Here is a 21619-nt window from a genome sequence, read left to right as displayed (position 1 = left end):
CTAAGCAGCCTTTCCGGCGTAGCGTGACAGTGTGTCGACGACATCGTGGAGCGTGCGCATCTCCGCGACGTCGCGCTCGGTCAGATTCGCGAGGTCGACCGTGAGGTCCTCGCAGAGCCGAGTCAGGAACAGGACCTTCTGCAACGAGGTCAAGCCGTAGTCGGTCAACGCGAGGTCGGGTTCGATCTCGTGCGGATCCGCGGCCGGCTGGAGCGCGGCCGACAAGTTCTTCCGCGCGATGGTCTCGACGTCACTGGGCATGGATACCGTCCTGGTTGTTCGTGATCTCCGACTCGAAGGCGGCGAAGATGGCCTGTCGTTTCGGCTTGAACTGCGAAGTGAGCATTCCGTTGGCGATACTGGGCCGCGGGCTCGCGACCACGACCTTGCGAATCTGTTCGTCACGGCCGAACGAGGCGTTGGTTCGGGCCAGTTGTTCGGTGATCGCCTTGAGGTCGGCCGTGTCGGAGGAAGGCGAGACCACCGCCACCAGTGATGTCTGCGCGGGGCAGAACACCACGCACTCCTCGATCGCCGGACTCGTCCGCATGTGCTCCTCGATCGGCCGGACGATCATCTTCTTGCCGTTCCCGAGCACGATGACGTCGTCGGCGCGCCCCCGGATGAACAGGAAGCCGTCCTCGTCCACGTAACCGAGGTCACCGGTGCGCACCACCCCGTCCTCGACGAACATCCGCTCGGAGTCACCGGGTTCGGCGAACTCGTAGCGCTCGTTCACCGGATGCTCGCTTCGGACCAGGATCACGCCGTCCTCGTCGAACAGCACCTCCTTCCCCCGCAGCACCCTCCCCACGCTGCCCTCCCTGTGAGCACCGGGATGGTTCTTGCTGACGATGCACGTCTCGTTCAGCCCGTAGCCCTCATAGATGGGAAGGCCCGCGTCGGTGAGGTAGCGCAGCCCCTCCCTGTCCGCCGGCGCCGATCCCGTCCACAGGTAGCGGATCCGGTCGCCGAACAGCCGCCGCGCGGCCGCGCGGCGAGCCTCCTGGGGCGTGACGCCGTCCGCGCGCGCGGCATCCTGGCTGATCTGCTGCCTGGCGGCCTCGAAGAACGCCGGTACACCCATCACCACGGTCGGCCGGGCCTTGCCCAGTGCGGCGAAGGCCGCCTCGTACGTGGTGACGGTCGCGTCGTGGCCGAAGCAGAGGGCGGAGTAGAGCCAGTACCGCTGCTGCAGCAGCGACAGCGGTAGGAAGACGAAGAGATTGTCGCCGCCCCGGTGCTCGAAGATCTCCTGCACAGCCTGCATCGACGCGTCGATACTGCCGACCGTGGCCCCGAGTCCCTTCGGCGCACCGGTGCTGCCGGAGGTGAACTTGATGGTCGTCACCTCCTCGGGCTCGTACACGACGGGGCCGGGCGGCTCCGGCCATGCCTGCCTCGCGGCCTCGGCGACATCGGTGAAAGTCCGGACAGCCGCCGGCGCGTCCGCCGGCACGTCCTGGTCGGTGAACACAGCCGTGAGCCCGTAGCGTGCCACCAGCTCTCCGGCATCGGCGAACTTGCCTGGCTCGAAACCTGCGACCACAACCTTGAGCCGCAGCGCGGCAAGGTCCAGCAGAACCCATTCCAGGCTGTTGGCCGCCAGGATTCCGATGCGGTCCCCGGACTCGATGCCGAGGCTGCGAAGGTAGGCGGCGACATGGCCCGACTGTTCGTACAGTTCGGTCAGGTCCAGCGTCCTGAGACTGCCGAGCCGGACGAAGGAGATCCGGTGGCCGGGAGCCGGCGGCCCCGCCACCAAGCGGTTGATCACAGAGTCCGTCATCCCGTGGCTCCTTCGGCGAGCGACCAGTCCGACGGCAGGGCCTCGAAGTAGGACTGTTCTTCGAGGCAGATGCGGGTGCCGGGCGCAACCAGCTCGACCTGGGAAGGCCAGGACGAGCGGTCGGCCGTCCCCAGCGCCTGGGCGAGTCGCGCGGCGAAACGAGGCATGATCGGCGTGGCCGCGCGGGCCAGCAGTTGTGCCGCGGCCAGTTCCAGCGCGATGGCCGTTCGGGCCTCGTCCTTCCAGCCGGCGATCAGCGCGGTCCGTGCCTCTGCTTCAGCGAACCGCCGAGCGTCGACGACGATCCCGTCCAATTCAGCGGCCGCGCGGTTCAGCGAGAATCCGTCCTGCCCGAAGCTGTCGGCGACAGCGGCGAGACGTACTCCCAGGCGGTTGAGGAACGCCGTGTGCTCAGGAGTCCAGACACCGGCGTCGGGGGCGATACCGCCGTACTGCCCGGCGACCCGTGCGCCCAGGTCGTTCAGCCAGCCCTGCCAGCCGTCCACCAGGACCCGCTGGACGGTCTCCGCGTATGCCTTGAGTTCGAAGTTCGTCCGTTGCCGCTCCGGACGCGTGAGCGCCAGGTGGTAGCGCACCGCGTCCACGGTCTCCGGTCGCAGGATCTGCTTGCCCCAGATGGCATGACGCCTGCTGGTGGAGAACTTGCCGCCCTCCAGGAGGTAGAACTCATTGACGTGGTAATCGATATCGGGATTCCACTGCGGGTACGCCAGCCGGTAGAGAGCCGGGTAGAGCACGGCATGGTAGAAGCTGTTGTCGTAGCCGAAGAAGTGGACGAACTTCCAGTCCTGCTCGGGAGTCACGGCTTGCCAGTCACGGCCCAGACGGCCGCCGAGGGCCTCGATGCCGTGGAGAAAGCCGTAGGACATCTCAGGCCAGACCCAGATCACCTGCCCGTCCACCGTCGTGTCCGCGGGCGCGACGCCCCAGTCCGAAGGGTGGGTCAGGGGAATGTCGAGCCTGGTACGCGCGAACACCCGGTCCGCCAGTTCGCGGAGTCGGGCCGGGACCCGGCCGAGACGGTGGTGATCGGAGACCTCGCTGCCGAACTCGTGGAGTGGCAGGACGAAGCGTGAGACAGGTTGCTGCTTCGGCGGCGCCTCCGAGCGGCTGCTGCGCGGGTTGACCAGGTCGACGCAGACGTTCGGTTCGCCGCACTCTTCGCAGATGTTGCCGCTGGTGCCGCCCCCGCATCCGGGACAACCGCCCGAGACGTCCACCTCGTAGAGGTAGGCGTCCGTCTCGTCGTCCACCAGGGCAGCCGTCTGCTGGACGGTAACCGCCCCCGAGCCGACCAGCTTCGAGAAGTACCTGCGCAGACCGTCCCGGTAGCCGGGGTCCTCGTTGGTCACTGTGTACTGGTCGACCTCGATGTCCATCAGACGGAGCGTCTCGGCGATCTCGGCACTGTAGTGCTCGGCGGTTCGCGCCGGTTCGCGCCCCTCACGGGCGGCGCAGTCGACCACGTAGCTCTGGAAGTCGTCGCTCCCGGTGAGGTGCCATGCCTCAGTGCCCTGCATGCGTTGGAAGCGGACGTAGGCGTCAGCTCCCAGGTAGGGACCGGACAGGTGACCGAGGTGGAGGTCGCCGTTGGGAGTGGGCGGGGTCGAGAAGACGAAGACCGGCCTCTCGTGGAACCGGCGGCGCGTACCGCCTGCCGCCGCGGCCTGGGCGGCGCGCGCCGGGTCGCGCCAGTACAGGTCGAAGAAGACCAGGTCGACGTCTCCGTCGTTCTCGACGACGTGTGTCTCGAAGGGCTCGAACTGGCACACCGTTCCCGGCTCCACCCGGATACGCCGACCGTCGAAAGCCACCCATCCGGTTCCGGCGACCACGACGAACATCTCGATCTCGTCGTGCTGGTGTGGATCGGAGGTGACGCCCGGCGCGACCCGGCCCCAGCCGGCTCCGGCACTCATCTTCTCCACGGAGCTCATCTCGATGCCGAATGCCTGGTGCAGTTCCTCCGTGGAAAAGACGCTCACGTTCATCGGTGGCTCCCTTGGTCGGAAAGGTTCTCAACGGCCGTACGGAGCAGGTGCGCTGCCTCTACGGCGATGGCGGGTGCGAGCCTGTATCCGGAGCCGTTGGCGGAACCCGCGAACACCAGTCGGCCCTCCTCGTCCAGAGCGCGTACCAGCGGCTCCCGATCCGCGCTGTACGCGTCGCTGAAGACCCTTCCGCTGTGGGCGGAGTCGGCCAGGCGGGGGGCGCGGCTGATCAGCACCTCGCGGGCCTCAGCCAGGTCCGACGGGGAGACGCTGCCGGTGAGCCGGTCGGGGTCGACGTCCCAGATCTGACTGGTGTAGCTGAAGAGCCAACGCCCCTGCTCGTGCAGCGGGAGCAGGAACGCGTCCTCGTCGTGGAAGACGACGACTCCGTCCTCGGCCGCGGGCGGCTGTTCGACGTGCAGCGCGACGACCTTCTTCACCCTGGTGTCCAGGGGGGTGAGCCGTTCCCGCCAGGCTGGTGCGGCCAGCCACGGGCCGGGAGCGAGCACGACCGAGTCGGCCGTGACGCGTTCTCCTGTGCCGAGCCCGAGTTCGTAGCCGCTCCCGACCCGGTCCAGGGAATCGACGGAGACCCCTTCCCTGAAACTCGCCCGTGGCCGCAGAGACCGGGCCAATGCCCGGGTGAACGCCCCGACATCGGCGTACTGGCAGCCCTCGCCCGTCCAGGCCGCCGTCTCTTCCGACAGTGGTGGCAGCCAGTCCGGCAACGCGTCCACGCGGGACAGTCCGGCCTCGTCGAGATAGGCCGCCTCCACCAGGTCCACGCTCGCACGGTCGGACACCACCAGCATGGGAACCGGATGAATGGGCAACGCCGGATCAGCGTCGAGCAGGGACTTGTAGTAGGCCTGGCTGAAGCCGGCCATGCGGCGCACACGCTCCGTCGCGCCGCGAGGGAAATGCAGACCGGCCGACCGGCGGCTGGCTCCGGACCCGACGGCATCTTTTTCGAGCACCAACACGGAAGCGTGCGGAGCCCGTAGCACCAGCTCCCGCGCGATCGTGCATCCGATGACTCCGCCACCGACGACCGCGAAGTCGACATGCGTCATGGCTCAGCCCACCCTTTCGTCCGGGCTGAGCTTCGCCGACCATTCGATGAACGAAGGGACCGGATCGTCACTGCGCACACATCGAACGCGGTCGATGATCCGCTGGCTTCGCCAGGCAAGCAGGCTGAGGTTCTTGTCCGCCAGTCCGCGCTGTTGGAGAGCCGCGTTCTGGAGGAAGATGCTTCGGTTCGAAGGACCGTCCCACCTCACGGCGAAATCACTGTCGATCCGGTACTCGTCGCCCTCACGCTCGAGTCGGTCCGCTATCGGCGCGAGGAAGTCGGGCGCGACGGTGCGGAACCCGGTCGCCCAGACCACTACGTCGGCGTCGACCTGCCCGGGGACCGCCGGATGGTTGCTGTTGTACAGCTTCAACGACCACGCGTTGTCGGAGGCGGAGACCTCGATCACGTTCCGGTTCGGGTACAGCGAGACCAGGTCGGTGTTGCCGTGGATGAACCGCTCGGCGTAGATACGCTGGTAGATCTCGCGGAGGGTGCTCTCGGAGATGCCGTCACTGGTGAGGACGTGCTCCCGGTTGAGCGATTCGCGCGTCCCCTGGTCCAGCCTGGAGAAGTAGTCCGAGTAGCCGGGCATGTAGAAGTCGTTGGTGAAGGGCGAGTCGTCGATGGGGCAGAAGTTGTGGCGGCGCGACACCCACGAGACCCGGCGCGGTCGCTCAGCGGACGGACGCGAGATGAGGTCGAGGAACGCCTCGGCGCCCGACTGGCCGCCGCCGACCACGCAGACCCTCTTCCCCGCCAAGTCGCGGCTGAGAGGCACGAAATCGCTGACGTGGAACTGAGTGAGGCCGAGGTGGTCACGGGCCACCGCCGGCACCCAGGCACGTCTGCCGATGCCGATTGACACGTTGTTCGCCGTGACCGTGCGCCGGTTGGTGCGCAGAACGAATGTGCCGTCGAAGTCGACGGACACGACCTCCTCGCCGAACACCACGTTCTGGTTGCGCCGGCTCGCCCATTCCAGGTAGTTGCGGAACTCCTGGCGCGGCACCGCGCTGAACTGAGCATTGATGAAGTGGTAGATCCGCCCTTTTTCCTTCAGGTAGGACAGGAACGAAAAGGGACTGGTCGGGTCCGACAGACTCACCAGATCCTTGAAAATGGACACCTGGAGGGTCGCATCGGGGATCTGCTGTCCATCATGCCAACTGAACACCTCACGCTTCTCAAGGAAGAGGTTCGGCAGCCCAGGACAACCGTGCAACAGAGAGGCAAGACTCAGGTTCGCAGGGCCGACGCCTATGCCGACACACTCGTAGTGCTGTTCGTCACTCATGGCTCTCCCCGTATATGCATCGGATGTCTTTCCGCGCCCGGCAGCCGGTGCGAGCCAGGATGCGCGGGTACGGATCTGCCCGCGTCACTGCTACGACCGGGGACGACAAGTCAGCGCTCCACTCGAATTGCACCGCGTCCGGATGCTGCTCGGGATCGGCCCGCGTGCGGCCGTCGTCCCAGCGCGTCCGCGATGATCAGCTTCTGGACCTCGGACGCTCCCTCGTAGATACGCAGGGACCTGACCTGCCGGTACAAGCGCTCGGGGACGCTGTCGGCAACCAGGCCGGCTGCCCCGTGGACCTGGACGGCAGCGTCGACGATCTCCTGTGCGGCCTCGGTGGCGGCCACCTTGGCGATGCTTGAGTGCTTCGCGTAGCCGGGGTTTCCGTGGTCGAGCTCCCATGCGGCCCGCGCGACCAACATCGCAGAAGAGTTCAGCTTGATTTCCATGTCGGCAAGCGCACCCTTCACAAGCTGAAGGTCCATCAGCCTGCCGCCGTGGATCCGCCGTTCACGGGCCCGCTGGACCGCCGAGTCGAGAGCGCGCCGCGCAAATCCCACCGCGGCCGCCCCCACCGTCATCCGGAATCGCTCCAGCAGGTCCGTCGCGACCACGAACCCCTGTCCGGGGCGTCCGAGTACGCTCGATTCGGGAACCAGGCAGTCTTCGAAAACCAGGTGTCCGAACGAGCGCGGAGCAACCAACCGCACCTCCTCCAGCACCCGGACTCCCGGCGTGCGCGCCGGCACCAGAAACGCCGTGAGCCCCAGCGCACCGGGTCCCCCGCCCGTTCGCGCGATCACGCAGTGCACATCCGCGATTCCGGCATTGGCGATCCAGGCCTTTCGGCCGTTCAGCAGATAGCCGTCGGACACTCGGTCGGCAGTGAGACCGACTGCTGAGATGTCGGATCCGGCCTCCTCCTCCGAGATCGCGAACGATCCCGTCAGCTCGCCCGACGCCATTCGCGGCAGATACTCCAGCTGCTGCTCACTGTTTCCGTATTGGACGATCGGGGTCGCCGAGAGCGCTTGTATGGAGAAGGCGAAGTCCGCCAGATCGTCGGCGTACGCGAGGATCTCCCTGGCCAGACAGATCGAGCGTTGGTCACCGGCGGCGGACCCGTTCGCGGGATCGAGGAATCCCAGCCATCCGGCGGAGCCGAGCGCGCTCAGGATCTCCCTGCCGGCTTTCTCCGGGGTCTGCTCCAGAGGACGTGACCACAGACCGGCGTGGCCGGCGCACCAGTCGGCGAGTTCCACGGCAAACGTGCGGTGCTGCTCCTCGTAGAACGGCAACGCCAGGATGTCCTCATCGAGACCACCGAACAGCGCGTAATTCATATCGCCCCTTCAAATCCGCAGGTCAGCATCGGTCGAGACGGCCGCGAGCCCGGCGGCACCTTGATCAGGCGATGCTCGATGAAACGTACGCGACCGAGGCGCAGCCAAGCCAGGTCCGCCGCCCTCGGCACCACGCCGATATCGGCGCCGTGACGGGCCTCCTCCCATCAGGAAATGACAATGGCCGTGGACTCACGGGCATGACAGACGGCGAAATCGCGGATCACCGATCACTGGGCGCATCTTCACTTCACCGATGTCGGTTGATCACCACGTGGCGGGGATTCGGCAGGAAAGCACGGAACCTGATGATCGTCTGGTGTCGGATACCCGTAGGACCGCAGGATGCGCGGTCCGCCTGCCGTCTTCGCCATGAGCCTGCTGCGATGTGTGGCCAATTCCTGTCTCGCCAGCGAGACAAGGCCGCCGCCGCCCCGGCCGACCATTCCGATCATGCCGGTCCGAGTGCTAGCGCGTCTGCTTGCAGAGCAGAACCCCGTACCGCACTCCTGGAACCGAGGCGGCCAGCAGATAATGCCCGTTGTCGCGAAGGCGACCGGCTGCTGCGAGGTCCGTCAGGTTGATGATCGGGTCAGCGGCGAAGCAGTGGCCTACCCGTGCGATGTTGTCCGTGTACAACTGCGCTGGGGTAAATCCCGCCTGAAGCTCTTTCATGACGATGATGGCTTCGAAGATATTGGTGTGCATGAGGATGTCGACCTGGTCGATTCCCATGGATGCACTTTTCATCAGCTGCGTGTTCACGCGGCGGGAGAGGTCCGGACTGATCTGGTTCGACCAGTCCAGGTCCTTCATCTCGTGCGCTGCGGCACTTGCGACGATCTCGTACTCCCCGTCGGTGTCCGACACCAGCACACCGGCCGCGCCATCGCTGAACAGGGCGAACTTGGACAGTCTTTCCGCCTCGGCAGTGACTCGATCGGTGGTGATGACCAGGACCCGCCGATGGATTCCGGCGGCGACGAAGGCCTCGGCGACTCGCAGGCCCGCCAGCAGGTTCGTGCACCGGTCGAGCGTGATGCCGAGGAAGTCGGTCTCACGCGTTCCCAGCCCCTCCGAAATGGTCTGCACGAAACTGCCGTGGCTGTCCGGCCCCCCTGGAAAACTGGTGCAGCACAGCACCAGTGCGTCGACGGAGGAGGGGTCGACGCCGGCGGCGCGGAGAGTCGCCCTGCCCGCCTCGACCGCCAGGTCCTGAAGCGACTTGTGGCTCCGGTGCACGTGGCCCCAGCCCCAGAGGTCCGGGGCATAGGGCACGCCTAGTTCTCCGGCCCGCGCCTCCAGATCCGGAGTCTCGGTATGGTGCGACGCGATCTCCCCCAGCACGTACTGCGGTCCGCTCAGGAAGACAGAGGAGGAACTCATCGAGGCTCCGCAACGGGATGTGTGTTAAAGCACCGGGACATAGCTCGTATAAGCGATGTCGAAGAAGACAGACCGAACCCCGCTGAGCAGGGAGACGATCAGAAGCTGCGCGAAGGTGAGGTGCAATCCGGGCAGCGCGGCCGGCGGGATCGAGGCCCGCAGCGGCAAGCGACCGATGGCGCTCGCATCATCAGCTGGTGCTTTGGCGAGGCGGTCGACGACGACACGGGGCCGGGAGGGAGCAAGAGCAGGAACGGCAGCACACGCCGAGGCTTGACAGGATCGCCGCGTCCAGCGTCGATGACTTGAGCAGGACGACACGGCAAGCGGGATCGCCAGGAGGGAGACCGACGAGCCGAGTTCACCGGCGGCCTGCCCACTCCACAAGAGCGTGAAGTCCCGGTCGTACCACAGGGACTTCTTGGACGGCCCGTATCGGGGAGGCCGAGTTCAGTCCGCGGGGGTTGTCTCGGATCCGGGTCCGAGTCCGGCCGCCAGGCGCTCCATCCCCGCGTCGTCCAGGCCGTCGAGGGACGCCAGCAGCTGCGCGGCCGCCTCCGGAGAGGCGTCGTCGAGGTCTGCCCCGGCGGGTCCGCCGGCAACCGGTCCGGCAGCGAACGCGGCGACAGACCCACCTTCCGCCTGCACCCGCGCCGTCAGGCCATCCAGGGTGAGGTCCAGCAGCTCGCCGGCCGGGATGTCCACACCGAGGTCGGTCCGCAGCCGGCTCCACAGCTCGATGGCCGCGAGCGAGTCGAACCCGAGCGAGACCAACGGGACATCGCAGCTGAACGGGCTGGTCAGTCGCGCCCGGATCAGTCCGTCGAGATAGCCGCGGACGGCCAGGGGGCCGTCGCCGATGCCGATCGTCACGTGCCCGCCGCCTCTCTGCCGCGACTCATCGGCCATCTCCCTGATCCTCGAACTGGGTTCGCCATGACTCTCCTGTGCAGACAATCCGACACTCGACATCCGAACGGCGGCCGACACCACGTCGCCGCGGCACACGAATACCCTCGCAGCACTCCCCATGCTGTGTCTGTCTCGCCGGCGAGACAACACCGCGCAGACCATTCCGGCCCGCTCCGCATGCAGTGGTCGGCAAGCACGGCCGTTTGGCTTGCCCGGCCGCCCGGCGCAACGCCGCCCGGCCGGCCTCGGAGCCGTCGATTCCCACCACTGCCAGCGGCGAGGAGACCGGATCACCCACGGTTCACCTCCGCGGTTTTTCCGTCCGGCCACGCTGCCGCGAGCACGTCCGCATGCCTGGGGGCCCTTCGGCCCGACGGGCGCAGGTGGTCAGGTGACGCACCCCCTTGACTCGTTTTGCATAATGCAAATGTAGGAAGGGGGAGGCGATGAGCGCCATACCGGCGACAAGGAATGGACAGCATGTGACCGGCACCGCAACGAGTAGCTTCACACCCGCACCGAGACTGGGCGGGCTGCGTACCGCTTCCTGGGGCCTGATGGCCCTGGCCATCGTGGTCGGCGCCGGGGCGGGGGCGGGGTCTGTCGTCTTCCGCTGGTGCATCCAGACCTTCACGCACCTCCTCTCCGGCCACGCCGACTACGCAGCCTCACCCGGCGCGGCCAATCCGCACGTGCCCTGGCTCGGCCCGTACTTCGTGCTCTTCACCCCGGTCATCGGCGGACTCCTCTACGGGCCGCTGGTGAACCGGTTCGCCAAGGAGGCCCGCGGCCACGGCGTGCCCGAGGTGATGCTGGCCGTCGCCCAGCGCGGCGGACGGATCAGCCCCAAGGTCGCCGTGGTCAAGACGCTCGCCTCCGCCCTGTGCATCGGCTCGGGCGGCTCGGTGGGCCGTGAGGGCCCCATCGTGCAGATCGGCTCGGCCCTCGGCTCCACGCTCGGCCGCGTCACGAAGGCGACCGACGGCCGGATGAAGCTCCTGGTCGCCTGCGGTGCGGCGGGCGGCATCGCCGCCACCTTCAACGCCCCGCTCGCCGGCGTGTTCTTCGCGATGGAGCTGATCCTGGGCACCTTCAGCGCGGAAGCCTTCGGGGCGACGGTCCTGGCCAGCGTCACCGCGAGCATCATCGGACGCACCGCCTTCGGCGACACGCCCTTCCTGAACCTGCCCGACTTCCACGTCGATCACCTCGGCCAGTACAGCCTGTTCGCCGTGCTCGGCATCGTCGCGGCGGCCGCGGGTGTGGGCTTCTCCCGCTTCCTGTACATGATCGAGGACGCCTGCGACTGGCTCTGGCGCGGCCCGGAGTGGCTGCGCCCGGCGGTCGGCGGCCTCGCGCTCGGCGTGTTGTTGCTCACCCTGCCGCAGATGTACGGCGTCGGCTACCCCGTGCTGCAGAAGGCGACCGAAGGCGGCTACGCGGTCGGCTTCCTGCTCCTGCTGCTGGTCGGCAAGATGCTGGCGACCAGCCTGACCATCGGCGTCGGCGGCTCCGGCGGGGTCTTCGCCCCGAGCCTGTTCATCGGGGCGATGCTGGGCTCGGCGTACGGCATCGGCGTCCACCACCTGCTGCCCCACTCGGCCGGCGCGGTAGGCGCGTACGCGCTGGTCGGCATGGGCGCCGTGTTCGCCGGTGCGGCCCGCGCGCCGATCACCGCGGTGGTCATCCTCTTCGAGCTCACAGGTGAGTACTCGATCATCCTGCCGCTGATGCTCGCGATCGTGCTGGCCACCGCCGTCAGCCGGCTGATCTCGCGCGACACCATCTACACCCTCAAGCTGCGCCGACGCGGCATCGACCTCGACGGCCCGGCCCCCGGTGCCCGGATCGGCACCCAGCACGTGAGCGCCGTCATGGAGCCGCTGCCCTCCCCGCTGGCCACGTCCACAACGCTCGCGGACTCCGCCGACCTGCTCAGCCTGTCCGGCCACGGCGCCCTCCCCGTGGTCGACGACACCGGCCGCTACGTCGGCGTCGTCACCGCACAGGCGGTGGCGGAAGCGCTCGCGGAACAGCCGGAGGACGCACCGACGCTGGTCGGACAGCTCGCCGAACCGCCAGCACCTGTCACCGCGGACCAGCCGCTCGCCCAGGCCCTGCACGCGCTGCTGTCGGTAGCCGGGACCGGGCTGCCCGTGCTCGACGCCGACCACGCCAAGCCGGTCGGCTGGCTCAGCCACCAGAGCGCGCTGCGCGCGGTGCACGCGGTGCACGCGGTGCACGCGGCCGCCTGACAGGTCAACCTACCTCTCCACCTCGCCACTTTTGCATTGTGCAAAGCTGGATGGGAGAGGTCCGAATGCCCGGATCGCCCCGAGGAGGCGGGCCATGCACTCAAACCAGGTCCAGCGCCCCTACTCGTTCGCGCGCCTCGACGGCGGGCACGGCTGGGAGGACACGGAGGACACGTACGACTTCGACGTGACGGTGGACGACCAGGCACGCCGATGACCGAACGACTGGCCCGCAAAGGCCCCAGCTTCACCGCCGACGTTCCCCCTGAGCAAGCCCTCTGACGGGAGAAGGGCAGCGCCACCCGATGTGCCTCACACGAAAGAGAGGGTCCGACATGCCGCGCACGGCGTAATGAACCGCTCCAGCGGTTTGACCAGGCACATTGTGCGCAGACAGCGACCGGAGCGGGCGGCAGGAAAGTGGTGGCGGACCAGGCCATGGGCGAGGAGAGCGTGGACCGGTCCGAGGGTTTCGGCGAGCGGCTGCTGGGGATGCTGCTGGATCGGGCACGGCTGTTGCCGCCGCAGCTGATCGCCCCGCTGATCGCGGAAGAGGTGGCCAGGATCGGCGGCCACGACGTGTCCATCCTGCTCCAGGACTACGCACAGGAATTGCTGGTGCCGCTTCCGGGCAAGAAGCTGCACGTGGGCCCGCCCGAGCCGGTGACCGGCTCCCCGGCCGGGCGGGCCTTCCAGAGCGCGGACGTCGTCGAGGTGGTACATGCCGGCGGCGGCGTGCGGATGTATCTGCCGCTGCTGGACGGCAGCGATCAGGTGGGCGTGCTGGCCCTGACCATGGATGCCGTCGGCGAGGATGACCGGCGCCTGCTGCGCCGGCTCTCCGGCCTGGTCGCCGACATGCTGGTCACCAAGAACGCCTACACCGACCAGCTTTTCCTGGCCCGGCGCCGGCAGCCGATGAGCGTGTCCGCGGAGATCCAGTGGGGGCTGCTGCCGCCGCTGACGATGACCGTGCCGCAGGTCGAGGTGGCAGGCATCCTGGAGCCCGCCTACCGCGTCGCCGGCGACAGCTTCGACTACGCCCTCAACGACAACATCCTGCACATGGCCGTGATCGACGCGATGGGCCACGACCTGGACGCCGCCGCGATGGCGACCATCGCCATCGGCGCCTACCGTCATGCCCGGCGCGTGTTCGTCAGCCTGGCCGAGAAGTACGCGTTCATGGACCAGGCCATCTCCCGGCAGTTCGGGGCCGACCACTTCGTCACCGCGCAACTGATGCACCTGAACATCGCCACCGGTGAGCTGGAACTGGTCAACGCGGGCCACCCCGCACCGCTGCTGATCCGCGAGGGCCGGGTCCTGCGGCAGTTGGAGAGCGCGACGACGCTGCCCGTCGGCATCGGAGGCGAGACGCCCCGCATCCGAGAGCACACACTCCAGCGGGGCGACCGGGTTCTCAGCTACACCGACGGCATCATCGAGGAACGTGTCGATGGTGGGGAACCGTTCGGTGAGGAACGCCTCATCCGCTGCGTCAACCGCCTGGGCCAGAAGCCGTCGGACGGGATGCGGGCGGATCTGCGCCTGCTCTCCCACACCCTGAAGAAGGAACGGGGCGGGCGCACCAGCGACGACGCCACCCTCTTCATGATCGAGTGGCGCGGAGGCGCCGCCGACCACCTCGCAGCCCTCGACTGAACACCCCGGCCTCGGCCGAGGAAGCCCAGAAGATCAGAAAGAGCTGCCCAGAGGCGATGTGGCTGCACTTCAGCCCGAGTTGACCTATGCGTGCACATGATCCACACCATCTAGCATCATGCAACCTTTACCTAGCGCAAAGGTTCTCTTTCCGTGCCGCCTCCGTACGAGCAGACGACCACGCTGTCCGCACCAGGAGGCACCATGCCCATCTCACGCGGCACGATCGGCACCGTCTTCGTCGGCGGGGCGCTGAGCGTGACGCTCGCCGCCCTGGCCTACCCGAGCGTGCTCGGCGTCCAGAACGCATCCGCGAACCAGGCGCGCGTGATCGCAAGCACCCAGTGGGGACCGCTCACCGAGGCCGACCGCAACTTCGTCGTCTTCGTGCGCTCCGCCGGCCTGTGGGAGGGCCCCTCCGGGGACCTGGCCATGCAGAAGGGGACGACCGCGGCCGTACGCGAGGCCGGCCGGCACCTGGTCATCGGGCATGCCGCGCTCGACGCCAGCTGCCGCAAGATCGCACCCGAGCTGAACATCACCATCCCCAACCAGCCCACACCGCAGCAGCAGGGTTTCCTGGACACGTTCAAGTCCGACACCGGCAATCAGTTCGACTCCGATTTCGCCAACATCCTGCGCGTCACGCACGGCTCGATCTTCAACACCATCGCCAAGGTCCGCTCCACCACCAAGAACACCCTCGTGCGCCAACTGGCCGACCAGGCCAACGACGTGGTCCTGGACCACATCACGCAGATGGAGAACACCGGGCTGGTCAACTTCGACCAGGTCAACTTCCAGGAGACCACCCCGCCGAAGCTCCCCTCCAGCCAGGTCACGCCACCGGTGCCGCAGCCGGGGGCGCCCATGGTCGCTCTCACCGTGCCGCCCGGCGTGTCGAGCGAGGGAATACCGACGGGCCCGGCCACCACCGCCACCCCCAGCCCCACGGCATCCCCGACCGTGGGCTGACCTCCCGCGAACGCGGCACGGTGTGGCAGCATGCAAGCTTTACTTTGCGCGACTCACGGGTCCTGCATCTTTCCCTGTCCGCCGCAGACCATCTGTGCGGCCTCCGGCGACCGCCCTGCGGCCGATCGACCGGGCGCACCCATCCGGCCTGCGCCATGGGAGCGAGACAGCGAAGCGCCGCGTTCACAAGTCCCTTGCCTTAGGCAAAAAGTGCGCGGCTCGGAGAAGGGACGCCCGGAAACCGGCGCCGACCGGCCGGGAACACCACCCCGTCGGGGGTCACATGTCTTGCACCATCGCCTCGTCCACGATCCAGCCGAGCGGGTGCGGCTCCGGGTGGTCGGCGGCGGGGGCCGCCGGAGGTTCCGCTCCCGCCCTGTTGAAGGCGTTGAGGGCCTCGATCAGGGCGAGTCGCTGCGTGGGGCCCAGCTTCGCGACGATCGCGGCGATCTCGGACCGGCGCCGGGCGGTGACGTCCTCGACGGTGCGCCGACCTTCCTCGGTGAGCTGCAGCAGGGTCTCGCGGCGGTTGTCCGGGTTGGTTTGCCGGTCGGCGAGCCCGGCCGCGATCAGCCGGTCGACCATCCGCATCGCCGTCGACGGCGCCACCTGGAGCAGGTCGGCGAGGGTCACCAGCTTGGTGGCCCCTCGGGTGGCCAGCACGACCAGCATCCGGAACTGCGGCAGCGTCACCCCCTCCTCGACCTCGCCGAGCGAACGGGCGGAGACCGCCACCAGCAGCCGGGAGGCGGTCAGCACCGCCCGCGTGACGGCGTCGACGTCGTCCATGGTCCCCGCGGGGTTCTCACGCTCCGGCATACGTCCTTTCTACCTTGCCGAAGGTGGTGCCCCCTCACCCGATGGGAACAGATTTGCCTTCCCCGTGACCGTGGTACCGCAGCAGCAGCCTCGCCGCGTCGTCATGTCGGTGTGGAGCAGCAGCTGCTCACTGCGGGCGAAGTCCACCCGACAGGACTTGGGCCCGTCGCCGCCCTGCGCACCCAGCCCCAGGGGAAGTGCGTACGCGGCGGCTGCGGGAGGTCGACGCCGCCGTCCCGGCGTACGACCATGGGGCCGGATGACCGTAGTCCGGACTGGCCTCCTCCGGACGGGGCCCGGCGGTGCGTGCCGCCCTGCTCCTCTCCAACGACCTGGCTCTGTTCCTGCTGCGCGACCGTCTCACCGAGGTCCTGGGCACGGACCCGCTGCCGGCCGACGGCATGTCGCGCTGGGCCCAGAGACGCCCAGCATCTACGCGGGCGGACTGAACGCGGCACCACCGGAAGCACAAGGAGACGCACCTTGGGGAGGCTGCGGACGGCGCCCGGCTCAACACCCGCACCCACGCCCGCACTTCAGGCCCGCGACATCCACAGGTCCTACGGCCGGCATCCCGTCCGGCGCGGCGCCGACCTCACCGTCACCCCCGGACATCTGGTCGCGGTCGTAGGGGAGAACGGCGCCGGCAAGTCGACGCTGCTGAAGATCCTGGCCGGGACCCCGCCCGTGGACCGCGGCGAGGTCGTCCTGTCCGGCATCTGTCGCGCTTTGTCGGGCATCCGTCATCGTTCTGACCGATGTCGCGCGCGCTGGGACGTCGGCTGGGATCCTGACCCCGTGGCAATCGACGTGATGGTGCGGCGAATGATCCCGCTGCCACCTGAGCAGGTGGCGGCGTACGCCATGGACTGGCGTCACGACACCTGGGGGCACCTCCCATGCCCGTTCAGGGCTATGGGGGAGGACTCAGGGCATCCGCCAGGCGGAGCTGACCAGGGAAGCGGACGGCGGCGGGTTCGGAGTGGGTGCCGAGGTGACCCGTACGGCGTACTTCCTCGGCCGGCGCATCGACTACGTCCTGCGGGTGGCCGCCCACGAGCCGCCGAGGCTGCTGGACATGATCGCCACGGCCGCCCCCATGCCCATGCACGTCACGTACACCTTCGAGGCCCACCCTCGCGGCACCCTGGCCGGCATCCGGGTGCGCGGCGGCCCGGGCGGCCTCCTTCGCCTGGCGGCACCGCTGATGTCCCGCCAGGTCCGCTCCAGCCTCGCCGAGGACCTGCGTGACCTCGAACGCCGGCTCACCAACCTGGAAGGCGGCATGTGATGGCGTACGACCAAGGGCTGGCCGAGCGCATCCGGGAGCGCTTGGGAGCGGATCCCGACATCACTGAGAAGCGGATGTTCGGAGGCATCGCGTTCCTCCTCCGAGGCAACATGGCCGTCGGTGTGAGCGACGACGACCTCATGGTCCGGGTCGGCTCGGACGCCACGGAAGAAGCTCTCGCTCGGCCGGGTGCTCGGATCTTCGACATGCCGGGCCGCCCGATGCGCGGGTGGGTCGTGGTCGCGGGCTCCGCCGTGGCGGAGGACGACGTACTCGGCGAGTGGATCGACGAGGGACACGCGTTCGCGGCCGGTCTGCCGCCCAAGTGAGGATCGGGTCCCGGCTTCGCCGACGGGCTTCGCCAGATCGACCTCCTGTCAGACGGCGGTTCGGCCACCGAAGGCTTGCAGGGCAGTGTTCACCGTCGCGTGCAGCGATGCGGCGTCGGCTCCCGCGCGGGAACGCAGGTTCACGCCATAGGCGAGCAGCACCAGCGCCTCGGCTGCCGCGTCCGGATCGGTACCGGCAGCAGCGAGTTGACCCCGTTCCTGCGCCGTGACGAGTGCCGCGCGCAGCGCGTCCTTCAGCTCCCGGTGATGCCGGTCGAGAAGAGCGCGGACCTCGGGATCGCCGTTCTCGGCTCCGGCGTGCGCGTTGGAGACCATGCAGCCCCAGCGGGCGTACTCGCCCGAGCAGCGCGCCTCGATCAGCCCGGCGAAGAAGTCGGCGACGGCGGGCAGACCCCGCTCGTCCTCAGCGAGGCGGCAGAACGCCGGCTGGGACCGGCGCTCCAGGTAGCGGCCCAGCGCGGCGCGGTAGAGCTCCTGCTTGCCGCCGAAGGTGGCGTACAGGCTGGAGCGGTTCAGGCCAGTCGCCGTCACCACGTCCTGGATGCCCGTGGAGGCCACGCCCTGGCGCCAGAACAGCCGGACCACCGACTCCAGGACTGTGTCCGGGTCGAAGTGCTTGACGTCCGGCATGCCGTTACCTGCCCTCCCTCTCTCCACATCTTGCTCAACCATCTTGCGCAACCATCTTGCGCAACCATCTTGAAACGAGGGTTCCAGGATAAGCCCGATACCGCTATCTTGGAACGGTCGTTCCGAGTTGATTGTTGATCGATCCGCGCCTCAGGAGGACCGTTCCCATGACCCTGAACGCCGAGTTGCGCGCCTTCTACGAGGCCCGTCAGCAGCAGATCCCCGCCGAGATACGGGAGAGCATGCGCCGGGCCGGACAGGAGCTCGCCCACTCCGGCCAGGCCGACCGCGCCCTGACCGTCGGCGACCCGGCCCCGCGCTTCCGACTGCCTTCCGCCGCCGGGGAGTTCGTGGCGCTGGACGACCTGCTCGCCCGCGGCCCGGTCGTGCTGACCTTCTACCGCGGCGCCTGGTGCCCGTACTGCAACATCGCCCTGCGCTCCCTCCAGCAGCACCACGAGGCGATCACCGCCCGCGGCGCCCGCCTGGTGGCCGTCTCCCCGCAGATCCCCGACGAGTCCCTCACCCTGACCGAGAAGCACGAGTTGGCCTTCGACGTCCTCAGCGACATCGGCTCCGACACCGCCCAGCAGTACGGCCTCGCCTTCGACCTCCCCGACGACCTCGCCGCCGTCTACGACAAGCTCGGCTTCGACCTCCAGCACGTCAACGACGGACACCCGCGCACCCTGCCGCTGCCCGCCACGTACGTCATCGACCGCGACGTCACCATCCGCTGGGCGTTCGTCAACACCGACTACACCCTCCGCGCCGAGCCCGCCGACATCCTCGCCGCATTGGATGCCCTCGGCGCGACCCGCTAGGGCACTCTCGCGTCCGCGCCGCCTTGGACGGTGTGCCCTGGTCGTAGGCCGCGAACAGCATGAACCGGCCGGCCGGGACCAGGTTGCGGTTCTCCGGGACGGTGGCCTGGATGCCCTTGGCGTCCTTGCTCTGCGTGCCGCACGTGCACGCGGCACCCTGCTGCTCGTCACGCGCGCCGACGAACGGGCACGGGCGGTATCGCACCAGATCGGGCTCTCGCGCGTCCTGTCAACCTCCTCGGGCTACGACTCCTGGAGGGGGCACTCGGAGGACGTCGGGCTCAGGCCGTCCCCGCCGGACTCGTCCCCGGGAGGGGGCCGGGAGAAGGCCGGTGAACGGCGCCCATTTCCAAGGTGAAAGGCAACGGGTCACTGTCGAAGCCGCGGATCATCTCGTGGAATTCCCACCCCTTGGAGCTGTCCCTGACGAACTCCGCCACGGTGGTGGCCGTGGAGCCGGCGACCCGCGCGAAGTCGTCCACCAGCAGCTCCGTGTACCGCTCGACGACCACTACCCCGCCATTCGAGATGTCGCCGAAAGTCCGCCGCCCACCATCCTGGTGGATGACCACTCCCACCACGACCCGGCCGAAGGAGGAGGCCAGCCGGTCGAGTTCCAGAACCATCACCTCGACGAAACCGAAGCCCTGACCGGTCTGGCTGTGCCGGGTCATGTTGATGGTGCCGTCGGGTGAGCGGCTGTCGTAGTGGACGACGTACACCGGCCGCCCGTGGGGGTCGTCCACGGAGTAGGTCGCGGCGACGATGTCGAGGTGCCGGGGCGGTTCCCCCAGCGGACTCGGATCCCACTTCAGTCGTACCTCGGCCTTTTCCAGCCCCTTGCCGACACTGCTCACCGGACGTCGCCTCCCCGCCTCGAACCGTCCAGGAGCCATCTGGCTCCCACCCGTCAAGTATCGCCCGTGACCAGCCAATTGACGCTTTCTTGACGCCTTCCTTGCCTACCCGGGCTGCGAGTGCGGGCGTGGATCTCCCCCGGCATGCCGTACAGGTTGCGTATGTTTCTGCACGATGACCTGGCGTACGCGACCGGACGCGTACGACGCTGGGCGCAGGGACGTTTCGGGAAGACGGGAGCCGACCGTGCGGGCACGTGATCTGGCGGTGGAGTACGAGTCGGTGAGCGTCGACAGCGATGCCATGGACGCGGCGCGGCTGATGGCCGAGCACAAGCTGCCGGGGCTGCTCGTGCTGGACGAGCGCGGGGAGCCGAAGGCGATCCTGCCCGCCTCCCAGATGGTCAAGGTTCTGGTCCCGGCCTACGTCGTCGAGGACCCCACGCTCGCGGCGGTGGTCGACGAGCAGCACGCCGACCGGCTCTGCCAGGCCCTGGCCGGACGCCGCGTCGGCGACTGCCTGTCCAGTACGGCTGCCCCGCCGCCGATCGCCGACCCGGACGACACCGCCCTGGAGGTCGCGGCTCTGATGGCGCGGGTGCGCAGCCCCCTGGTCGCGGTGGCCACGAAGGACAAGGCGGGCACGCATCTGCTCGGGGTCATCACAGCGTCGCACCTGCTGCACGAGCTTCTGGGCGAGGCCGGCACAGTGAGCACGCCGAGTACCTGAGCGCGGCCGCCACCGGCGCGGAGTCAGGCCAGGACGAAGTAGCGCAGCCACAGGTACAGGGCGCTGATCATCACGGTGACTAGCGTGACGACGAGGCCGTACTTGGTGAACTGCCAGAAGGAGATGGGCTGCCGGTTGCGTTCGGCGATGCCCAGGACGACGACGTTGGCGCTGGCGCCGATCGCGGTGGCGTTGCCGCCCAGGTCGGCGCCCAGGGCCAGGGCCCACCACAGCACGTGGTGGCCGTCGGCCGCGCCGCCCATGTCCTTGACCAGGTCGGCGGTGATGGGGGCCATGGTGGCCACGTAGGGGATGTTGTCGACGACGCCGGACAGCACCGCGGAGCCGCCCAGCAAGGTCATGGTGGCCCCGAGTTCGCGGCCGCCGGTGACATCCGCGAGGCCGCGGGAGAGGTCGCCGATCACCCCGGTCTCGATCAGCGCGCCGACCATGACGAACAGGCCGGCGAAGAAGGCGAGCGTGGGCCACTCCACCTCGCCCAGGACCTGCCGGGTCTCCACCTTCGAGACGGCGACCAGCAGTCCGGCGCCGAGCAGGGCGACGACGCTCGGCTCGTAGTGCAGCACCGGGTGCAGAACGAAGCCTGCGACGACCAGGGCCAGGACGGCCAGGCCCTGCCACAGCAGCCGCGGATCGCGGATGGCCTCGCGTTCCGTCAACGTCATGACCTGCGCGGCGCGTTCCTCGTCGTACACGAACGCCTTTCGGAACATCACCCGGCACAGCACCACCAGCACCGCCGTGAGCACGGCCGCGATCGGGGCGAGGTGGACCAGGAAGTCGTTGAAGGTCAGTCCCGCCCGGCTGGCGATGATGATGTTGGGCGGGTCGCCGACCAGGGTCGCGGTGCCGCCGATGTTGGAGGCGAACACCTCGGCGATCAGGAACGGGGTGGAGGCCAGGCCGAGGCGCTCGCAGACCAGCAGCGTGACGGGGGCGATCAGCAGCACGGTGGTGACGTTGTCGAGCAGCGCGGAGGCGAACGCGGTGATGAGGACCAGCATCGCCATGACGCGGAAGGGTCTGCCCCGGGCTCGCTTGACCGACCAGATCGCCAGGTACTCGAACAGGCCGGTCTGCCGCAGCACTCCGACGATCGCCATCATCCCGAGCAGCAGGAAGATCACGTTCCAGTCGATGCCGGTGTGCTCGGAGTAGAACGCCGCCTTGTCGTCGGTGGCGCTGATCGCGAGCATCAGGCCGGCGCCGCCGAGGGCCGCGGCCGTACGGTGGACGCGCTCGCTGATGATCAGGACGTACGCGCCCACGAACACGGCCACGGCCGCCCAGCTGTGCCAATCGCTCATACCGCGGTTTCTCTCCACTTCGGTCGGCGAGTCCGCCTGGTCCGTACGTTTACGCGCACCGCCGGGGTCGGCAGATTG

Annotated in this window: 22 protein-coding genes and 1 pseudogene; 10 read left to right on the top strand and 13 right to left on the bottom strand. The window is 68.4% G+C overall.

Features of this window, described 5'->3' with window-relative positions:
- From OOK07_RS32850 to OOK07_RS32815, 8 genes are all read right to left on the bottom strand, one after another.
- Window positions 1–261 carry a phosphopantetheine-binding protein gene (locus OOK07_RS32850; RefSeq protein WP_266685425.1) on the bottom strand — a complete coding sequence of 87 codons (261 nt, stop codon included), beginning with the start codon at window positions 259–261 and terminating at the stop codon, window positions 1–3.
- Window positions 251–1789 (bottom strand): AMP-binding protein, encoded by a 1539-nt coding sequence (locus OOK07_RS32845; protein WP_266800051.1) that lies wholly within the window; start codon window positions 1787–1789, stop codon window positions 251–253. The genes OOK07_RS32850 and OOK07_RS32845 overlap by 11 nt, the downstream gene beginning before the upstream one ends.
- Window positions 1786–3801 carry a class I tRNA ligase family protein gene (locus tag OOK07_RS32840; RefSeq protein ID WP_266800049.1) on the bottom strand — a complete coding sequence of 672 codons (2016 nt, stop codon included), beginning with the start codon at window positions 3799–3801 and terminating at the stop codon, window positions 1786–1788. Before OOK07_RS32840 ends, OOK07_RS32845 begins: the two co-directional genes overlap by 4 nt.
- Window positions 3798–4874, bottom strand: coding sequence for an NAD(P)/FAD-dependent oxidoreductase (locus tag OOK07_RS32835; RefSeq protein ID WP_266800048.1), 1077 nt, complete (start codon window positions 4872–4874; stop codon window positions 3798–3800). Before OOK07_RS32835 ends, OOK07_RS32840 begins: the two co-directional genes overlap by 4 nt.
- A 3-nt stretch (window positions 4875–4877) precedes the next feature.
- Entirely contained in the window at window positions 4878–6173 is a 1296-nt protein-coding gene (locus OOK07_RS32830) for a lysine N(6)-hydroxylase/L-ornithine N(5)-oxygenase family protein (RefSeq protein ID WP_266685419.1), read from the bottom strand.
- Between the two features lie 110 nt (window positions 6174–6283).
- Window positions 6284–7519, bottom strand: a complete 1236-nt coding sequence (locus tag OOK07_RS32825; RefSeq protein WP_266685417.1) for an acyl-CoA dehydrogenase family protein — start codon at window positions 7517–7519, stop codon at window positions 6284–6286.
- A gap of 468 nt (window positions 7520–7987) precedes the next feature.
- The gene (locus OOK07_RS32820; RefSeq protein ID WP_266685416.1) at window positions 7988–8905 is read right to left on the bottom strand and encodes a 3-oxoacyl-ACP synthase; all 918 of its coding nucleotides are present in this window, start codon (window positions 8903–8905) and stop codon (window positions 7988–7990) included.
- Between the two features lie 450 nt (window positions 8906–9355).
- The gene (locus OOK07_RS32815) at window positions 9356–9814 is read right to left on the bottom strand and encodes an acyl carrier protein (protein ID WP_266800046.1); all 459 of its coding nucleotides are present in this window, start codon (window positions 9812–9814) and stop codon (window positions 9356–9358) included.
- Window positions 9815–10374: 560 nt separating this feature from the next.
- On the opposite strand from OOK07_RS32815, the gene OOK07_RS32810 reads away from it, so the two are divergent.
- From OOK07_RS32810 to OOK07_RS32795, 4 genes are all read left to right on the top strand, one after another.
- Window positions 10375–12072 carry a chloride channel protein gene (locus OOK07_RS32810; RefSeq protein WP_266802111.1) on the top strand — a complete coding sequence of 566 codons (1698 nt, stop codon included), beginning with the start codon at window positions 10375–10377 and terminating at the stop codon, window positions 12070–12072.
- A 94-nt stretch (window positions 12073–12166) separates the two neighbouring features.
- Entirely contained in the window at window positions 12167–12289 is a 123-nt protein-coding gene (locus OOK07_RS32805; protein WP_266800044.1) for a hypothetical protein, read from the top strand.
- 221 nt (window positions 12290–12510) lie between these two features.
- On the top strand, window positions 12511–13737 hold the full coding sequence (locus OOK07_RS32800) for a PP2C family protein-serine/threonine phosphatase (RefSeq protein ID WP_266802109.1): 1227 nt from the start codon (window positions 12511–12513) through the stop codon (window positions 13735–13737).
- 204 nt (window positions 13738–13941) lie between these two features.
- Window positions 13942–14712, top strand: coding sequence for a DUF4142 domain-containing protein (locus OOK07_RS32795; protein ID WP_266800042.1), 771 nt, complete (start codon window positions 13942–13944; stop codon window positions 14710–14712).
- Window positions 14713–14991: 279 nt separating this feature from the next.
- Here the strand turns inward: OOK07_RS32795 and OOK07_RS32790 are convergent, their stop codons facing one another.
- The gene (locus OOK07_RS32790; protein WP_266800040.1) at window positions 14992–15531 is read right to left on the bottom strand and encodes a MarR family winged helix-turn-helix transcriptional regulator; all 540 of its coding nucleotides are present in this window, start codon (window positions 15529–15531) and stop codon (window positions 14992–14994) included.
- Between the two features lie 302 nt (window positions 15532–15833).
- Here OOK07_RS32790 and OOK07_RS32785 point away from each other — a divergent pair, with 302 nt between their 5' ends.
- From OOK07_RS32785 to OOK07_RS32770, 4 genes and pseudogenes are all read left to right on the top strand, one after another.
- A complete protein-coding gene (locus tag OOK07_RS32785; protein ID WP_266800038.1) occupies window positions 15834–15980 on the top strand; it encodes a hypothetical protein in 147 nt (48 codons plus the stop codon).
- 34 nt (window positions 15981–16014) lie between these two features.
- A pseudogene (locus OOK07_RS32780) lies at window positions 16015–16236 on the top strand (ATP-binding cassette domain-containing protein); the annotation flags it as partial.
- A 289-nt stretch (window positions 16237–16525) separates the two neighbouring features.
- Window positions 16526–16822 carry an SRPBCC family protein gene (locus OOK07_RS32775; RefSeq protein ID WP_266802340.1) on the top strand — a complete coding sequence of 99 codons (297 nt, stop codon included), beginning with the start codon at window positions 16526–16528 and terminating at the stop codon, window positions 16820–16822.
- Window positions 16822–17151, top strand: coding sequence for a TfoX/Sxy family protein (locus OOK07_RS32770; protein WP_266685408.1), 330 nt, complete (start codon window positions 16822–16824; stop codon window positions 17149–17151). Before OOK07_RS32775 ends, OOK07_RS32770 begins: the two co-directional genes overlap by 1 nt.
- Before the next feature lie 48 nt (window positions 17152–17199).
- On the opposite strand, the gene OOK07_RS32765 is transcribed toward OOK07_RS32770, so the two are convergent.
- On the bottom strand, window positions 17200–17802 hold the full coding sequence (locus OOK07_RS32765) for a TetR/AcrR family transcriptional regulator (RefSeq protein ID WP_266800036.1): 603 nt from the start codon (window positions 17800–17802) through the stop codon (window positions 17200–17202).
- 167 nt (window positions 17803–17969) lie between these two features.
- Between OOK07_RS32765 and OOK07_RS32760 the strand changes: the two genes are divergently transcribed.
- Window positions 17970–18626 carry a peroxiredoxin-like family protein gene (locus OOK07_RS32760; protein WP_266800034.1) on the top strand — a complete coding sequence of 219 codons (657 nt, stop codon included), beginning with the start codon at window positions 17970–17972 and terminating at the stop codon, window positions 18624–18626.
- Here OOK07_RS32760 and OOK07_RS43775 read toward each other — a convergent pair.
- On the bottom strand, window positions 18550–18831 hold the full coding sequence (locus tag OOK07_RS43775; RefSeq protein WP_406312720.1) for a galactose oxidase-like domain-containing protein: 282 nt from the start codon (window positions 18829–18831) through the stop codon (window positions 18550–18552). The two genes, OOK07_RS32760 and OOK07_RS43775, sit on opposite strands and share 77 nt — an antisense overlap.
- A 76-nt stretch (window positions 18832–18907) precedes the next feature.
- Complete coding sequence (locus OOK07_RS32750) at window positions 18908–19522, bottom strand: TerD family protein (RefSeq protein WP_266685403.1); 615 nt, start codon at window positions 19520–19522, stop codon at window positions 18908–18910.
- Between the two features lie 208 nt (window positions 19523–19730).
- On the opposite strand from OOK07_RS32750, the gene OOK07_RS32745 reads away from it, so the two are divergent.
- Complete coding sequence (locus tag OOK07_RS32745; protein WP_266685402.1) at window positions 19731–20213, top strand: CBS domain-containing protein; 483 nt, start codon at window positions 19731–19733, stop codon at window positions 20211–20213.
- Window positions 20214–20236: 23 nt separating this feature from the next.
- On the opposite strand, the gene OOK07_RS32740 is transcribed toward OOK07_RS32745, so the two are convergent.
- Complete coding sequence (locus tag OOK07_RS32740; RefSeq protein ID WP_266685400.1) at window positions 20237–21541, bottom strand: ArsB/NhaD family transporter; 1305 nt, start codon at window positions 21539–21541, stop codon at window positions 20237–20239.
- Window positions 21542–21619: the final 78 nt, after the last annotated feature.

Origin of the sequence: Streptomyces sp. NBC_00078 (genome assembly GCF_026343335.1) — a bacterium.
GTDB lineage: Bacteria > Actinomycetota > Actinomycetes > Streptomycetales > Streptomycetaceae > Streptomyces.
This window is presented reverse-complemented; position numbering and strand designations above follow the sequence as displayed.

Bases quoted from the DNA above. Each gene is read 5' to 3' on its own strand.
- OOK07_RS32850 (WP_266685425.1), bottom strand. From the start codon at position 261: ATGCCCAGTGACGTCGAGACCATCGCGCGGAAGAACTTGTCGGCCGCG.
- OOK07_RS32845 (WP_266800051.1), bottom strand. From the start codon at position 1,789: ATGACGGACTCTGTGATCAACCGCTTGGTGGCGGGGCCGCCGGCTCCC.
- OOK07_RS32840 (WP_266800049.1), bottom strand. From the start codon at position 3,801: ATGAACGTGAGCGTCTTTTCCACGGAGGAACTGCACCAGGCATTCGGC.
- OOK07_RS32835 (WP_266800048.1), bottom strand. From the start codon at position 4,874: ATGACGCATGTCGACTTCGCGGTCGTCGGTGGCGGAGTCATCGGATGC.
- OOK07_RS32830 (WP_266685419.1), bottom strand. From the start codon at position 6,173: ATGAGTGACGAACAGCACTACGAGTGTGTCGGCATAGGCGTCGGCCCT.
- OOK07_RS32825 (WP_266685417.1), bottom strand. From the start codon at position 7,519: ATGAATTACGCGCTGTTCGGTGGTCTCGATGAGGACATCCTGGCGTTG.
- OOK07_RS32820 (WP_266685416.1), bottom strand. From the start codon at position 8,905: ATGAGTTCCTCCTCTGTCTTCCTGAGCGGACCGCAGTACGTGCTGGGG.
- OOK07_RS32815 (WP_266800046.1), bottom strand. From the start codon at position 9,814: ATGGCCGATGAGTCGCGGCAGAGAGGCGGCGGGCACGTGACGATCGGC.
- OOK07_RS32810 (WP_266802111.1), top strand. From the start codon at position 10,375: ATGGCCCTGGCCATCGTGGTCGGCGCCGGGGCGGGGGCGGGGTCTGTC.
- OOK07_RS32805 (WP_266800044.1), top strand. From the start codon at position 12,167: ATGCACTCAAACCAGGTCCAGCGCCCCTACTCGTTCGCGCGCCTCGAC.
- OOK07_RS32800 (WP_266802109.1), top strand. From the start codon at position 12,511: ATGGGCGAGGAGAGCGTGGACCGGTCCGAGGGTTTCGGCGAGCGGCTG.
- OOK07_RS32795 (WP_266800042.1), top strand. From the start codon at position 13,942: ATGCCCATCTCACGCGGCACGATCGGCACCGTCTTCGTCGGCGGGGCG.
- OOK07_RS32790 (WP_266800040.1), bottom strand. From the start codon at position 15,531: ATGCCGGAGCGTGAGAACCCCGCGGGGACCATGGACGACGTCGACGCC.
- OOK07_RS32770 (WP_266685408.1), top strand. From the start codon at position 16,822: ATGGCGTACGACCAAGGGCTGGCCGAGCGCATCCGGGAGCGCTTGGGA.
- OOK07_RS32765 (WP_266800036.1), bottom strand. From the start codon at position 17,802: ATGCCGGACGTCAAGCACTTCGACCCGGACACAGTCCTGGAGTCGGTG.
- OOK07_RS32760 (WP_266800034.1), top strand. From the start codon at position 17,970: ATGACCCTGAACGCCGAGTTGCGCGCCTTCTACGAGGCCCGTCAGCAG.
- OOK07_RS32750 (WP_266685403.1), bottom strand. From the start codon at position 19,522: ATGGCTCCTGGACGGTTCGAGGCGGGGAGGCGACGTCCGGTGAGCAGT.
- OOK07_RS32740 (WP_266685400.1), bottom strand. From the start codon at position 21,541: ATGAGCGATTGGCACAGCTGGGCGGCCGTGGCCGTGTTCGTGGGCGCG.